The organism is Enterococcus sp. DIV0800 (assembly GCF_050559735.1).
Lineage (GTDB): Bacteria > Bacillota > Bacilli > Lactobacillales > Enterococcaceae > Enterococcus_A > Enterococcus_A devriesei.
In genome coordinates this window covers 2,057,784-2,074,960 of sequence record NZ_CP187898.1, presented here as the reverse complement: position 1 = coordinate 2,074,960, position 17,177 = coordinate 2,057,784, and the positions used below count along the sequence as shown (strand labels likewise).

Annotated in this window: 5 protein-coding genes; all 5 read left to right on the top strand. The window is 40.7% G+C overall.

Annotated features, from left to right (window positions below; all coding sequences use genetic code 11):
* The first annotated feature begins 162 nt into the window (after positions 1 to 162).
* The 5 genes from IGI54_RS09995 (at position 163) to IGI54_RS09975 (ending at position 17,162) form a co-directional block, all read left to right on the top strand.
* Positions 163 to 12,174: a SpaA isopeptide-forming pilin-related protein gene (locus IGI54_RS09995; protein ID WP_430620605.1), complete on the top strand. Its 12,012-nt coding sequence runs from the start codon at positions 163 to 165 to the stop codon at positions 12,172 to 12,174.
* A 739-nt stretch (positions 12,175 to 12,913) separates the two neighbouring features.
* Positions 12,914 to 13,708, top strand: coding sequence for a YveK family protein (locus IGI54_RS09990; RefSeq protein WP_430620604.1), 795 nt, complete (start codon positions 12,914 to 12,916; stop codon positions 13,706 to 13,708).
* Positions 13,709 to 13,717: 9 nt separating this feature from the next.
* On the top strand, positions 13,718 to 14,428 hold the full coding sequence (locus IGI54_RS09985) for a CpsD/CapB family tyrosine-protein kinase (RefSeq protein ID WP_430620603.1): 711 nt from the start codon (positions 13,718 to 13,720) through the stop codon (positions 14,426 to 14,428).
* A gap of 24 nt (positions 14,429 to 14,452) precedes the next feature.
* Positions 14,453 to 15,220: a tyrosine-protein phosphatase gene (locus IGI54_RS09980; RefSeq protein ID WP_430620602.1), complete on the top strand. Its 768-nt coding sequence runs from the start codon at positions 14,453 to 14,455 to the stop codon at positions 15,218 to 15,220.
* Positions 15,221 to 15,338: 118 nt separating this feature from the next.
* The gene (locus IGI54_RS09975; protein WP_430620601.1) at positions 15,339 to 17,162 is read left to right on the top strand and encodes a polysaccharide biosynthesis protein; all 1,824 of its coding nucleotides are present in this window, start codon (positions 15,339 to 15,341) and stop codon (positions 17,160 to 17,162) included.
* Positions 17,163 to 17,177 lie beyond the last annotated feature (15 nt).

Sequence of the window (17,177 nt, the reverse complement as noted above, 5' to 3'; positions counted from 1 at the left end):
AAGCGTATTTTCATCGCAACTCTTAATTCTATGTTTTTATCGTGGATATTGATTATTTTTAAGCCGTATTATTTGTAAAGGTAAATTAATCATAAGATAATAAACTTATAGTTTTTACCAAAAAAGTACGAAATATTTACGCTAAATGAAAGTTGGGATTGTATGAAAAAATGGGTAAATATCGCTATGTTACTGACTCTCGTTGGAAATTTTGCCGCACCGTTAACAGCTACAGCGGTTGACACTACGAGTAACTTTGTGCCAGTCAATGGAAATAGCACAGTTGAAACGGTTGCAAAGGACCCTCAGAGTACGGTGTCGACAGAGTCTGCACCGGTTTCGGAGAAAACCTCGGAATCAGAGAAACCGGTCGAGATTACTAATCAGTTGGAGTTTGATAAGGCTAGTGAACTTAAAAACAAACAAGTAGAAAAGGATTCTGCTGAGTTGACGCTGATGGGAAAAATAACTAGTTCAGCGGAAAATACACAGCCGATCAGCTTTGAAATGACGAAAGCTTTTACGCTCTCAAAGATCAATGATGATAAAAAAATTATTTTGAACGATCAGAAGGAAACAATCGGAAAATATTCTGTTGATGAATCAGGTGATCGCAACAAACTGACCTTGAATTTCAACAAACTGGCAAAGGGAGAAAATCGTTTTCGGATGATTTTATTAGGGACGATCACCCGCGGTCCAGATCAAACAGTAGACTTTTATCAAGAAAAACAAAAAATCTTTCAATTATCGTTGCCTGACCTAGCGGAATCAGCATCTTCCACTACTAGTGAAACAGCAACTACTCAGAAAAGCGAAGAATCAACACAAACAAGCTCGGAAAAGACCTCTTCTTCCAATGAATCAACAGAGAAAACCAGCTCAAGCAGCGAAAAGGAATCAACGGAAACGTCTGTTGAATCTACGGATGACAAAAAAGCTTCAAGTTCGCAAAAAAAAGAAATCACAATTAAGCCGCAAGCCGAAGAAGCAAGACAGCCGAAACCAATCGATGATTTATTTACCCAATTTGCTCCAGGCGATAATTTTGTTAAGAACATCGACCTGAACTTTAATCCCAACCCGCCAACGATCAATTCAGATGTGAATTTTAATTTAGATTTTAATATTCCAGATGCAGTTAGAACTGAAATGGTTCCTGGAGATTATTATGAAATGGATTTTCCTGAGGGCTTGACTATTACGAACCCATCTCCGAAGGGGAATTTAGTTGATGATGATGGAACAATTTATGGGACTTATATTTTTGACGCGGCGACTCAAAAGTTACGGATCACCTTCACGCAGCAAGAGGGTGAAGAATTTTTTCCGCCAGAAAATGGTTCAGTTGATGCGACCGTCAAATTTGATCAACAGAAAATCGGTCAACCGGGAAAAACGACAATCATTTATCCAAGTAAAACGAATATTCCTCCGCTGACGGTTAAGATCAAACCAACTGGTGGAACAGCCATCGACAAATCAGGACATACGGATGTTGCGAATAATCCTAACAAAGTTATTTGGAATGTAGATTTTAATAAAAACTTTGCTGATTTAACCAATCCTTTGATTACTGAGAATTTCCCAAGTCAGGTCACCTTTGATAAGAATGAAACCGGATCTGTCACCGTATATCCATTGAATGTGGACTTTAACGGCAATGTTGTAGGAACGAGCCCAACACCGGTAGATTCCAGTCAGTATAGTGTGGCCGACAACGGTTCGATTCAATTCAATACTCCTTTGGACAGTGCCTATCGAATCGTTTATGTAACCACCATCAAAGATTCAGTTAAACCAAACAATGGTGGCCAGTTGACGGCTACCAACAATGTCAATTTAAAATCTGGAACAATCAACGTGAACGCTTCTGCTTCTGTTACATTGAATTATAAAAAGGCCTTAGAGAAAGCTCAGACTGGCTATGATCGAATCAATCAAATTTATTCATGGGTTATTCGCTACAACTATGGTCAAAAGGAGTTGGCGAACGATACCGTTGTTTCAGATACGTATTCATCAAATATGACTCTCGATCCAAATAGCTTTAAAATTTATACGGTGAATTTCAGCAGCAACGGCACAGCAGTCAATGGTGTACCTTTGAATCCGAGTGATTATACGATCAATACGGCGACCAATCCTTTCACAGTTACTTTTAAAAATAATGTCCAAGTAGGAAAAGCGATCAATATTGAATACAAAACGAAAGTTAATGCAATCGTAAATAACAATAGCGCTGTGACCGTAACCAATCAAGCCCAGACAAATAATTTACCTCCAACACCAATAACCAGTACTAAGCCTACCCAGCAGGTAATTATCAAGAATAAGCCGACGATCGATGTTGGTTCAAAAACAGCCCGTTATTTGATTGACATCAATAAGAATAAATACGAAATGGATAACACGGTATTTACGGATATCATGAAGCATTCGCAAGATGGGTATTTAACGGTTCCTTTCAAAGTGAAAAATCCTACTGACAACGACGGCGGTGTAATCATTCGCGATGTTTCGGCCGGCAATAAAGTGTTAGCGGGGGCCTTCCAAATACTTGCCCCCGATGGAACGCCGATTATTTCTACTGGAGATGTAAATGGAGCCGATTATTTGGTCCAAGTTCATACTGTGGGACAAGGGGTAGGTTACAAAGATTTCACAGTGAAATTCCAAAATAGTTACGCTAAGACGAGTCACCAGTTCCAGATGGAATATTATATTGGCTACAATCAATTCAGTGAAAACAATGTACCCAATCCGAATACAAGCGTCGATTATCAAAATAGCATGTCTGTAGATTTCACGAATAACGACACACCTTATACGTCATCTTACACGGCGGATTTTAAGACCACCACCCAAGAAGCGAATCAAGGGATGAAATCCGGTAGCTACAATCCAGTTACCAAGGAAATTACTTGGACGATCGTAACTAACTACAATAATGCAGGTGTCTCTCTCTTTAACGTGAAGGACCCAATTACAGGAAATCAAGTCTATGAGCCGGATTCACTGACGGTGACACGGGGAACGATTAATAGCAGTGGGAATTTTGTAGCGACAACGGACGCGAATTATAGCGGCAATCAAGTCGGTAAAAACTATTTGACGGTAACTGATCCCGTTCCGACGGGAGAGGACGCGCAAGGTACACTTGAACTGCAAGTAGGTGATGATGGAAATTACATTCCTGGCTGGAATGTAACGGGGGTCCCGTTGGTCTTTCAAATTCAGTTTAAGACTTCTCTGAAAGATAAGATTGTTTATAACCAGTCAGAATACGCCAATACTGCAACGACGGAGATTGCAGGGGTTCAGCAGCAATTGCCTGCCTCTGTCTCAATCGCTTTTGGTGGACAATCAGCGATTAAGGAAGGAAATTATAACACTCAGACCGGTTTGATCGATTGGACATTGAATATCAATCCCAACCAATCGTTATTAGCAAACGTCAAAGTTGAAGATACGCCAAGTTCCAATCAAATATTACAAGAAAGCTTCAAGCTGTATACCGGAAAATATGCTGGCTCCGGCAGTTCAACGACAGTCCAACCAGATCAATTAGTACCAGCTGATCAATACCAGATCAAGGTAACAACCGATCCTGCGACTGGACAACAAAGCTTTTCAGTTGATATGTCAGGGATTCAGGAAAAACCTGATCCAAATAATCCAAGTGGATTTCTAACCGGGGTGATTGAGAAGCCGTATGTTTTAGTTTACTCAACCGAGCCGAGCTTTACTTCAAGAACCGAGACAGTAACCAATGATGCCACGATCTCAAGTGAAGGAAAAGAACTGCCTGGTAAAGACACGCAAAAAAGTATAAACGTAACGATTCAAGACTCTAGCGGTACAGCATACGGGACAAAGGGGAAAATCCTACTGCAAAAAGTCGATAAAAACGACGCAATCGTTCCAGGAGCAGTTCTGCAATTGATTCGGAAAAATATTAAGACGGGCAAAACCGATGTACTTTATCAAACAACTACGGATAGCCAAGGAATGGCAACCTTCGGAAATTTGATCGGCACTAGCTCAGCTTACGAATATACGGTTAAAGAAATCGAGGCGCCTAACGGCTACACGATCTCGCCAGAGTTATTAGCAGGAAAGAAAGTGACGGTCAATACTAGCAGTAATCCACCAACGACACCAATCGAAAATGAACAGATTAAAGTTCAATTTAATAAAACTGATGTCAATGGGAAAACTATTGCTGGTGGACTGTTTAGCCTCTTTCAAAATAGTGGAACGAGTGACGAGCCGAATTACACGTTACTGAGAACACTGACACCAACCAATCAAGGAGTAGACCTTTCAGGATTAGGCGATGGACAATATCGCATCCAAGAAGTAATCGCACCAGACGGGTATCAGATCAATCAAACGTTGATTGATTTTGAAGTCAAACAAAACGACAACAATACCCGTGGCGTCTTCGTAAATGGTCAGCAAGTGACTAGTGGTGTGCTGCAGCTGAAGGATTATCAAGGCTCCGCGTTGTTGAGAAAGACAACTGAAGCTGGAACAAATCTAGCCGGTGCCCAATTTAATGTTCAGCGAGCAGATTCAAATTCAGATAACTATACTGATTTTGGTACTCAAAGTGAGTATGTGACGAATAGTGACGGCCAATTGAAGCTAGATAATTTACCGCCAGGCAAGTATAAGGTCAAAGAGCGTACCGCGCCAACGAACTACTATTTAAATAGTAAGGAATTTGACTTTGTGATTGATCCAATCTCCGCTAGCGATCAAGCACCGGCGACGATCCAATTGAATGACGGCAATGCCCTGGTCGATTATCAAGGAATCGCTCGCTTCAAAAAAATTGATGGAAATGATTATTCAAACAATCAAACTGTGACACCTTTAGCAGGAGCAAAATTCCAGTTATATGACGCAACGGGGCAAACAGCGATTGGGGGAGTCGTTACTTCTGACGCAGATGGGTATTTTGTTTTCGCTGGCTTAGCACCAGGTACGACTTACAGCTTTAAGGAGACACAAGCCCCCACCGGCTACCTGATTAATAGTCAAGTCGTCCGTTTCACGACACCGACGACTGGAACTGATGACGCGGATGCGGTCACGATCGATTCTGCCGATCAGAAATTAGTCGTGGACGAGCAGACCCCCTTCCAAAATTATAAGGAAAGGGCTCGTTTCCAAAAAATCGATGCTGCTGGCGAGGCGTTAGGCGGCGCCAAATACCAATTACAGCAAAATATAAATGACCAATGGCAGCCAGTAACCAATCCAGTCAATGGAGCAGATAGCGACGGCTTATTTACTTCTGATGCTTCCGACGGCTATGTCTGGGCCTACCAACTGCCACCCGGTAGCTACAAATTTGTGGAAAAAACAGCACCGCAAGGCTATTTGCTGAATACCTTAGAAATTCCTTTCGTTGTACAAAATCAAGCGGAAGGTGCGCCTGAAATTTTAGAGATTCCAATCAGTGGCGATGCCAATGTCAATTATCAAGGTAGCGCGCAGCTTTATAAAGAAGCGGAAAACACTGCCGACAATGCCTTTAGTAAATTAGTTGATGCTAATTTTGATGTTTATACCGATACGGCTTCACCGCAAAAAGTTAGCCCAGCCGATGGCATCGACTCTGACTCCGACGGAAATGTAACGATCAAAAACTTGGCGCCAGGGAATTATTATTTTCAAGAGGTATCTAATGGCGGCGACTATTTGATCAATACGCAAAAAATCAAATTTACCATTCCTAATAATGCGGCTGGAAAACCAACTGTCGTTACGACGAATAGCGATACGGTTCCCGGTGAAAAATTAACTTTACGCAACTATCTTGGTTCAGTGGAATTGATGAAAGTTGGTCCAAACGATCAGCCATTAAAAGGTGCGACCTTTACTGTCTATGATAGTAGTGGTACCAAAGCTGGCAGCGGCGATTCCGATCAAGCTGGGAAAGTAACCATCAGTAAATTAGCGCCCGGCCGTTACACCATGAAGGAAACGCAGGCACCGGCGAACTATTTGATCAACGATCGGATCGTTTCATTTACGATCCCGAACTCCGCTGAGGGTCAACCTCAAGTAGTGGAAATCGCGAACACTTTCAAAAATTATCAAGGATCAGTTAGATTGATCAAGACCAACGCGAGCAATCAACGCTTAGCAGGTGCCGAGTTCCAGCTGCTGGATCAAGCTGGCCACCCAGTTGGTGATAATGTCACAAGCAATGCTCAAGGAGAAGTGCAGTTTAATAATTTAGCACCAGGAACCTATACTTTCAAAGAAATCACAGCGCCAAACGGTTATCTATTGAATACCGCGACTGTTGATGTGACAGTACCAAAGGATGCAGAGGATCAGCCGTCAGTCGTGACGGTCAGTGATCACTTTATCAATTATCAAGGTTCTGCTCAGTTGACGAAAACCGACAGCGATGACAATCCGTTAGTCGGTGCGAAATTTAAAGTTGTTGACGCACAAGGCGCAGATGTCCCTGGAAAAACCGCTACTTCCAATAATGATGGAATTGTCAGTGTATCTGGTCTAGCTCCCGGCGATTATCGCTTTGTTGAGACCAAGGCACCCAATAAAGGCACCAGCGGCAACTATATCATGTCAGGCGAAGCGCTAGACTTTACGATTCCAGCTACAAGTGAAAACCAGCCAGCGACTGTCAAACTTTCGGATGATGTGGTGAACTATCGTGGAACGATCCGTCTCCATAAGATCGGAAACGACATTGATGATGAGTCTAAGATGATCGACATCCAAGGCGCTGAATTTACCTTGTATCGGGATCCTGAATTCCAAGATCCGACAACGGTCAAAACCATAACTGGCGCAGACGGGATCGCCGAATTTACCGACTTAGCTCCAGGAACTTATTATGTGAAGGAAACCAAGGCGCCAAGTGGCTACCTATTGAATACCTTCCCATTGACTTTTGTCATTCCAGAACGAGTACCAACAACAATGCCGATGACAGATGAACAGAATCATCTTAATAGGATCGAGGATGGCGCTTATGTTGTCGATGCTGGTGATTTCCATAACTTTACTAAAGAGATTGAATTGAAGAAAACAGATGGTGAAAATCCAAGTAGGCTAGATCTTTCAAAAGTTACCTTCTCATTGTATGTTGATGATGGTACTAGTACCGGGAAGCTAGTTAAGGAGGATATTCATCCTGATGGAAATGGAAGCATTGATTTAAGTACGTTGGCTTTGGAAGACGGTTGTTACAAATTAGTCGAAACAAGTACTTCTCCAGGCTATCTTGTTAGCGGTCAGCCGATTTACTTCGTCGTGACAGGCGATCAGACCAGCGGGATTGATTTCACATTAACCAACTATCAATCCTCTATTGAAGGGAAGAAAGTCAATCGTTCTGACAAAGGTCTCGGCGGTGCGGAATATAAGATTTTCAAAGCCGATGATCCCGACGAAAAGGCAATCAGTACGACTGATAAAGCTGGAAAATCGCAAAGCTTAATTGAAACAGCTAATGATGGTTCGTTTTATGCGAAGGGTCTGAGCGCCGGTGACTATTTCATACAAGAAGTTACGGCACCGACCGGCTACATTCGAGATACGACGAAACATCCATTTACGATTTATCCGCAAAGTGGCGAACCAGCTACTGTAGACCTGGGTGAGTTTGAGAACGATCAAGGATCAGCCAAACTAATTAAAAAAGCTGAATCAGGAAAATTATTGGCCGGCGCAAATTTCGAGGTTCGTGAAAAGGGCGGATCATCAGTTGGGAATAAGTTGACCACCAATGATAAAGGTGAGGTGACTGTCGAAGGTCTCGCCCCTGGTGATTATCAATTTGTTGAAACCCGTGCACCAGACGGCTACTTGATGAATACGACGCCAGTCGATTTTTCGATTGAAGCTTCTAATGAAGGTCAGCCAACTGTCGTGGTCGCCAGTGATAATTTTATCAATTACCAAGGTTCTGCCCGGTTCCGCAAAACGAATGCAAATAAAGAACCATTACAGGGTGCCGAATTCCAAGTAGAAGATAAGAACGGTGATCCGGTCGGCGAGGTTATTGATTCTGATTCTGATGGCTATGTCACAGTTGAAAATCTGGCACCAGGAGACTATAAATTCGTAGAAGTCAAAGCGCCAACTGGCTATCTGTTGAATCAGACAGAGATTGATTTTACAATCCCAGAAAAAGCTGCAGGTAAGCCGGAACAGGTAAAGGCAAATAATGGCGCTGATTTTATCAACTACAAAGGTTCTGCGATCTTAACGAAGACTGATATTTCAAATGAAGAACTGGCCAATGCGGAATTCAAAGTTATTGACGAAGCAGGAAACAAAGTCGGCGATACGATTATCAGTAATCCTGACGGTGAAGTAATCGCCAATGGCTTAGCTCCTGGTAAGTATGCATTTATAGAAGAACAGGCACCCGCGGGCTATCTAATCAATACCGATCCAGTACCATTTGAAATCGCAACTAAAGCCAACGGAGAGCCAGAACAAGTCAAAGCGAATGATGGGGAAAACTTTATCAACTACAAAGGTTCTGTCCAACTGAAAAAAGTCGCCTTTGATCGCAGTGAAGCTGATCAAGGACTGGAAGGCGCGACCTTCATTGTCCAAGATGAAAAAGGCGATCAAGTCGGCAACGCAGTAAGATCAGATAAGGACGGTCTTGTAACCGTAAAAAACTTGGCTCCAGGAAACTACTATTTAATAGAAGAAACAGCACCAGAAGGTTTTGTCATCAATACGCAAAAAATTCCATTTACGATTTCTGATCACGCCGCGGGAGAACCCAAAATTGTTCAAGCGAATAATGGACAGCCGTTTGATAATTATAAAGGAACCGTTCAACTGATCAAACGAGGTGTCGATGGACAACGACTGGCTAAAGCTGAATTTGATCTATTCAAAGCGGGAGAAACAGAAGCCTTCAAACGAGGAACGACCGATGCCAATGGGGTCATGACTTTAGCAGGCTTAGCTCCGGGTAAGTATAAACTAGAAGAAGTATTTGCGCCGGCTGGCTATATCGTCAATAAAACTCCGATTGAATTTACGATCGCAGCTTCGACGGAAGGTCAACCAGCTGTCGTCATAGCGAATGACAACTTTATCAATTATCAAGGCTCCGCCAAGTTGATCAAGCAAAATAAAGCTGGTGATCCTTTGAAGGGGGCGGAATTTGAAGTCCTCGATGAAGATGGAGAACGTGTCGGTGACCCAATCAAATCAAATGATAACGGTGAGGTGCTAGCAGAAAATCTAGCCCCTGGCGAGTATGAATTTAAGGAAATTACTGCACCAGCGGGTTACTTATTAAATACCACGACTGTACCGTTTACGATTGCTACTTCTTCTGAAGATGGCAAACAAGACATTACGATCAACGATTCTTTTGTGAACTACCAAGGCTCAGTCAAATTAACTAAGCAAAATGTCAAAGGGGATAAATTAGCCGGTGCCGAGTTTGAATTATTCAAAGCGGGTTCTACGGAGGCTATCCAAGAAGGAACCACCGACGGAGAGGGTATTTTGAGTTTAACCGGTCTAGCACCAGGAGATTATGAATTGATCGAGAAAACCGCGCCGTCTGGCTATATCGTCAATGAAACACCAGTCACCTTTACAATCAACTCTTCAGCAAAAGACGAGCCAGATGTGGTTGTGGCTGATAGCAATTTCATTAACTATCAAGGCTCCGCAGAGTTGACTAAGGAAAAAGCCAATGGCGATCCTTTAGCAGGAGCGGCGTTTCAAGTGGTGAAAATCCAAAAAGGTGAAGGCGATGAAGCTGATCAAGAGACACCAATTGGCAATCCAATCAGTTCGACTAATGAAGGGAAAGTCAAGATAACCAACTTAGAGCCCGGTGATTACGCCTTTAAAGAAATCACGGCACCAGCTGGTTATGTACTAAACACTACACCGGTACCATTTACGATCGCGGCGTCTTCTAAAGATGGCAAACAAGACATCACGATCAACGATCCGTTCATTAATTACAAAGGCTCTGTTGAATTAACGAAGAAGAATGCTGACGGTACGAGACTGGAAGGTGCGGAGTTTGAATTATTCCAAAAAGACTCGGATCAGGTCATTCAACAAGGAACCACTGATCGACTAGGCGAGCTGACCTTGACCGAACTGGCGCCCGGTGATTATCAATTGATCGAGAAAACCGCGCCGAAAGGCTATATCGTCAATAAAACACCGATCGAATTTACAATTAATGCTTCAGCGGAAGGCCAGCCAGCCGTTGTCACAGCGGACGATAACTTTATCAATTATCAAGGGACGGCTAAGCTGATCAAGCAAGATGCGGATGGTAATCCTCTTGAGGGGGCGGAATTTGAAGTCTTTGATAATGATGGCGAACCGATTGGTCTAATTGAGTCCAATGACAAAGGGGAAGTGGTGGCTGAAAATCTAGCCCCTGGTGAGTATGAATTTAAAGAAAAAACGGCACCAGATGGCTACTTGTTGAATACCACGACCGTACCGTTTACGATTGCTGCTTCTTCTGAAGATGGAAAACAAGACATTACGATCGCTGATACTTTTGTAAACTACCAAGGATCTGTCAAATTGACCAAGCAAAATGTCAAAGGCAACAAATTAGCTGGAGCAGTGTTTGAATTATTCCGAAAAGGCTCGGATGAGGTCATCCAAACAGGAACTACAGGCGAAGACGGCGTGCTGACAATGAAGGGGCTAGCACCAGGGGACTATGAATTGATTGAAAAAACGGCACCAGATGGTTATATCATTAATGAAACACCAATCGAATTTACGATCGATGCTTCAGCGAAAGGAAAACCTGACGTCGTCACAGCAGCTGATGGCTTTATCAACTATCAAGGCTCTGCGACATTGAACAAACAAGATGCGGACGGCAATCCTTTAGAAGGGGCAGAATTTGAAGTTCTTAATAAAGATGGAAACCGTGTTGGCGACCCAATCAAATCAAATGGTGATGGCGAAGTATTTGTAGAAAATCTATCGCCTGGCGATTATGAATTTAAAGAGATTTCAGCACCAGAAGGCTACTTATTGAATACCGCGACCGTACCATTTACGATTGCTCAGTCTTCTGAGGAAGGGAAGCAGGGAATTGACGTTTCTCTAGTTAACTACCAAGGCTCCGTGCGACTGATCAAAAAAGATGTTGATGGCAATAAACTTGAAGGAGCGGCGTTTGAACTATTCAAAAAAGGGTCTGACGAGGTCATCAAAACCGGAACTACTAACGCAACCGGCGTACTGACAATGAAAGATCTAAAACCGGGTGACTATCAATTGATCGAGAAAACCGCGCCAAACGGCTATATCATCAATCAAACGCCAATCAATTTTACAATTAATGCTTCAGCGGAAGGTCAGCCAGTCGTCGTTACGGCAAACGATAATTTTATCAATTATCAAGGTACTGCCAAGCTGATCAAGCAAAATGCCGAGGAAACTCCTTTGGAAGGTGCGGAATTCAAAGTCTTCGATCGTAAAACAAACAAGCAAGTTGGTAAAACAATTCGTTCAGACGATGAAGGAATTGTCACCGCAACGAAGCTCGCCCCTGGGAAATATTATTTCCAAGAGAGCAAAGCGCCAACTAGCTATGTACGAAACACAGCCAAAGTTTATTTTGAAATTCCAGAATCAGCGTTGGGCCAACCAAGTCTTGTGCAATTCGTCGATCCAGTAATCAACTATCGAGGACAAGTCCAATTAACTAAAGTCGATGCGGATGACGCAAGTAAACACTTAGCCAACGCTGATTTCCAGCTCCTTGATGAAAATAAAAAAGTCATCAAGGAAACCTTGAAGACAAACGAAGAAGGAAAAATAGCAGTGGCCGATTTAGCGCCAGGTAAATATTTCTTCAAGGAAACCAAAGCACCAACCGGCTATCAGTTAACTCAAAAACTTGTTAAGTTTACCATTTCCGAATCAGCGAAAGGCAAGCCAGAGCAAGTACAAGTAAAAGCTGAAAACAAAACAATACCAAAAACACCCAATAAACCAAATAAGCCAGCTTCACCCAAGAAACCACATACACCGAAACAAGGGTTCTATCCGAAGACTGGTGTGGAAAGAAATTCTCTGCTCCTTATTATTGGTGGCTTCATAGTTGTTCTGGCAGCAGCTTTCTATCTAATCAAAAGACATAAGAGTAAATAGAGAGTAGAACTGAACTGAAAACCGACACTTTAAGTTAGGTACATACCTAACCTAAAGTGTCGGTTTATTTATTAGTTTAAGAAAAAATGTCTAGAATATTTTTTATTCTTAAAATGAGGGGATTTAATAGACAGTCATTTTATCAATCTTTTTAAGATAAATTGCTCTAATTATTAATAAAAATAATTTACTAGTTAAATAAATTGATTATCGGAAGGATCAAACAATTGTTTTTTTTGTTTTTTGAAGAAATTAATAATAATGTAATGAAAACAATAAAAAATAACGGACTAATAGAGTTTTTGGGAGAAGTGCCAATCGTTTTTTTATATTCCATGAAAAAGACATTGGAATTGTAAAAAGAAGGATAGTTAAAAAAAACATTGATATAACAAGGTGTTTCAACTATAATGGTAACGGTAAAACTATTTTTCTAATTTTTGAAATCATAATAAAACCATAGATAGTGAATAACTAATCAAGGATTGCTTAGTCAAAAGATACAAACGATTTGTAAGAGTATTTTGATTTTAACTATCATTATGACAAAGATTATATCACTAATAATAAAACACATTTTTTTTGGGAATCGTTCTTTTTCTTTACTTAATGCGTCAAAAAAAGAATACATATTTTTTAACACCTTGTTTGAAGATTGTATTTTTTTGATATACTGTTTCTGCTATCGTTAGGGAGTTTGAATCAGATTATTAAAGTAAATTAGGAAGTTGAGGAGTTTATGGAAGAGACAATTAGTATCAAACAATTATTTGAACTACTGAGGAAACGATTAGGATTGATTGTAGTAGGAGGCCTTGTAGGTGTTTTAATTGCGGGGTTGCTTGCTTTTTTCATTTTAACACCAAAATATAGTTCGCAGGCCCAATTGGTCGTAACGTTGCCCCAAACAGAAACAACTAATGCAAATGATGTGAATACGAACTTGCAGATGATCAATACGTATAAAGACATTATTACCGGTGACTTAGTAACAAATGAAGTTGCTGATAAATTAAATGCTGATTATGGGATTAAAATGAGTGCAGGTGGTTTGAAAGAGGCCATCCAAGTCGAACAAAATCAAAATTCACAAATGTTTTCGATTATTGCTACTAGCACAAGTCCAAGAGCGGCTGCGAACATTTCAAATGTTACAGCTGAAATTTTTAAAGAAAACGCTAAAGATGTCTTAAATGTTGATCGTATCTCGATTATTTCTAAAGCTGTAGCAGGTAATCAACCGGTATTTCCAAATAAAAAATTAACATTAGCAGTGGGCTTGCTACTTGGTCTGATGTTGGGCGTACTTTTAGCGATAGTCCTTGAACTACTGGATCGAACAGTTAAAGAGAGCCGTACATTGACGGATGAATTTGGTTTGACCATTCTAGGAAATGTTCCAGCGATGACACAAAAGGAATTAAACGCTAAGCTTCGTCGTGAACCAATCTCAACAATTAATCGAAAAGCATCTAATAGAAAAGCGGCAGAACCGTCAACCAACGTTGAACGTCGCCGCCGTAATCGGGTTTAGGAGGCACTTATGAGTAAGAAAGAAAGAAAGAAACGATCAGACATACCTGAAGCAGTTAGTCTAATTACATTGGTAGATAAATCTTCTCCTGTATCAGAAAGATATCGCACGGTTCGAACGAATATTCAATTTGCTTCCTCTGCTGACCGTCAAATCAAAACGTTAGTAGTTACATCTTCCGGACCGGGCGAAGGCAAATCAACAACATCAGCTAACTTAGCAGTTGTTTTTGCAAATTCAGGTCAGAGCGTCTTATTAGTAGATGCAGATATGCGAAAGTCTACTGTCCATAAGACTTTTCAATTAGCTAATAATGTGGGATTAAGTAATGTCTTAAGTTCAGATATGAGTGTTAAAGAAGCCGTTCAACGAAGTGTGGTACCTAATCTTTATGTAATGACTAGTGGTCCTAAAGCGCCGAACCCGTCTGAATTACTCGGCTCTACTAGAATGGATCAGTTGATCAATGAGTTGCGAGGCACATATGACTTTATTATTTTTGACATGCCACCAATTGTAGCTGTGACGGATGCACAGATTATGGCTTCTAAAGCGGACGGAACGCTGCTGGTTGTACGGGAGAATGTTACACGGAAAGATTCCTTACAAAAGGCACGAGAGTTGCTATCAATGGTGAATGCCAATGTCTTAGGGGCAGTGTTCAATGGTAGCACTGATGAAAATGATCAAGGTTATTATTATTACGGCACCGATAATTAAGAATAAAACTAAGAAGGTGAGCAGATGATTGATTTACATTGTCATATTTTACCCGGAGTGGATGATGGAGCTCGCACTTTAGATGATAGTCTTGCGATGGCTGAAAAAGCAATCAGTCAAGGCATCACGCATCTAATGTGCACCCCCCATCATAACAATGGGAAATACTCAAATCCAGCGAATCAAGTCATTGAACAAGTTGCGCGATTACAACAAGAGTTGGATCAGCGCAACTTGAATCTCACTTTATTAGAAGGTCAAGAAGTTCGGATTACAGGGACACTTTTAGAAGACATTGCCAAAGGTGATATCCTGTTTACCGATCTTGATGACACGTACATATTACTTGAATTTCCAACAGGAGAAGTACCTGCTTATACGGAACAATTATTCTTTCAGTTGCTAAGCCAAGGACATACACCTGTAATCGTTCATCCAGAACGAAACGCTGTTTTTCGTAAAGATCCTAATGAGCTGATCCCATTCTTAGAAATGGGGGTTCTCACGCAGTTGACTGCACCAAGTATCGTGGGGGTATTTGGGAAAGAAATTCAAAAAACAGCGAAGCAAATGTTAAAAAATAATATGTTGTATATGGTAGCCTCGGATGCTCATAATCTTCGACAAAGGGGCTTCTATCTGAAAGAAGCTTGTGAAATAATTCGAAAAGAATATGGGCAATCAAAAGTGGATGAAATGATGCAAATGGCCAAAGATTTGGTCAATGGGGATGCAGTTAAAAAACCACAGTTTACAGAGATTCGAGAGCGAAAGTTCAATTTTTTTAAATAGTAAGAAGGATAAATTTACCTAACAAACTATTGAAGCAAAAAAAGTTATGAGGCTTGACTAACTTTTCCTCGGTATAAAGAAGTTAAGAAAAACGTGTGTTGTTTAGGGGGAGCCGTTTTTGTTTGCATTAACAAGAAAAAGAAAAATTATTATTATCGTTATAGTAGATATAATCTTAATTACACTAGCCTGTCTAAGCGCATATCTTTTTATGCAGCCGTATGTAAAGATTGCGCCCAATTTTGTTCTTACAACAGTTATTTTGTCGATTGGATTTTATTTGCTCTTTGGAATCATTTTTAATGTTTTTACTCGGATCAATCGTTATACAAATTTAAGAGAGATGTCTGCGATATTTTTTGCCGTAACTAGTCAATTCATTGTGAGCTTAATAATCGTTTCTTTTTTTTGGGAAGGTCGTTACAGTCGCCGTTTCGAATTATTAGCGTATGTTTTAAGTTTGTGTCTGATTATTGCTAGTCGGTTGATCTGGCGCTTACTGATTCAACGACGAAATAGCTATCAAAAAGATTGTTCTGGGGTTATTCATCGCACATTAATTATTGGAGCTGGTGAGGGTGGACGGATTCTATTTAATAGTTTAGTTGATTCGCCAACATCTGGGTCAATCGAAGTGGTTGGGTTTGTTGATGATGATCCTAATAAGCAAAAGACATACTTATCAGGTAAAAAGGTCCTGGGTTCTGTTGAAGAATTACCGAAACTTATTGAAGAATATCAGATTGATATGGTAACGATTGCTATACCTTCTTTACCAAGTAATAGACTACAAGCGATTATTGCTCAATTAGCAGATACGAAAGTTAAGGTTAATACAATGCCTTCAATGGAGGAATTAGCTTCTGGGAAGATAAGTATCAATCGTCTAAAAGAAATTGATGTTGTCGACCTTTTAGGTCGAGAAGAAGTTAAGCTAGATATTGAATCAATCAAAGATCAATTGACCGGAAGAGTAATCTTAGTGACTGGGGCGGGAGGTTCGATTGGTTCTGAGATTTGTCGCCAAGTGACCAAATTCAATCCGAAGCAGCTACTATTGTTAGGTCATGGTGAAAATTCAATTTACCAGATTCATCGCGAATTACAGACTACATATGACGGTAAGATTACTAATTTTGTTCCTATCATCGCCGATATTCAAGATCGAGATAAGATTTTTGAGCTAATGAATCAGTATAATCCGGATATTGTCTATCATGCTGCAGCACATAAACACGTACCTTTAATGGAATATAACCCGCGGGAAGCCGTCAAAAATAATGTCTTCGGCACAAAAAATGTAGCCGAAGCAGCTAAAGCTAATAAGGTGAAAAATTTTGTGATGATTTCAACTGACAAAGCCAATAATCCGCCTAATGTAATGGGATCAACAAAACGAATAGCAGAAATGATTGTTACAAGTTTAAATGAACCTGAAAATACCAAATTTTCTGCAGTTCGTTTTGGAAATGTTTTGGGATCTCGTGGAAGTGTGATTCCTGTTTTTCGCGAACAAATTGCCAAAGGCGGCCCGATTACAGTTACTGATTTTCGGATGACTCGCTATTTTATGACGATTCCAGAAGCAAGTCGATTAGTTATCCAATCGGGGGCTTTGGCCAAAGGTGGAGAAATCTTTGTTTTAGATATGAGTGATCCGGTCAAAATTGTCGACTTAGCTAAAAATATGGTCCGACTTAGTGGATATGCAGAAGATGAAATTGATATTGTAGAATCAGGTATTCGTCCTGGGGAAAAATTATATGAAGAATTATTATTAGATAAAGAACGCAATGATGAAGAGGTTTTCGAGAAAATTTTTGTCGGAAACATTCATGGATTTTCTTTTAATGAGGTAATGAATTTTATAGAACATTTACCAAAAAACGATGAAGTATTAGCAAAAGAAGTCGTAAAATTTGCGAATGCTTCAAATAAATAGAGACGGGAAGTTAGC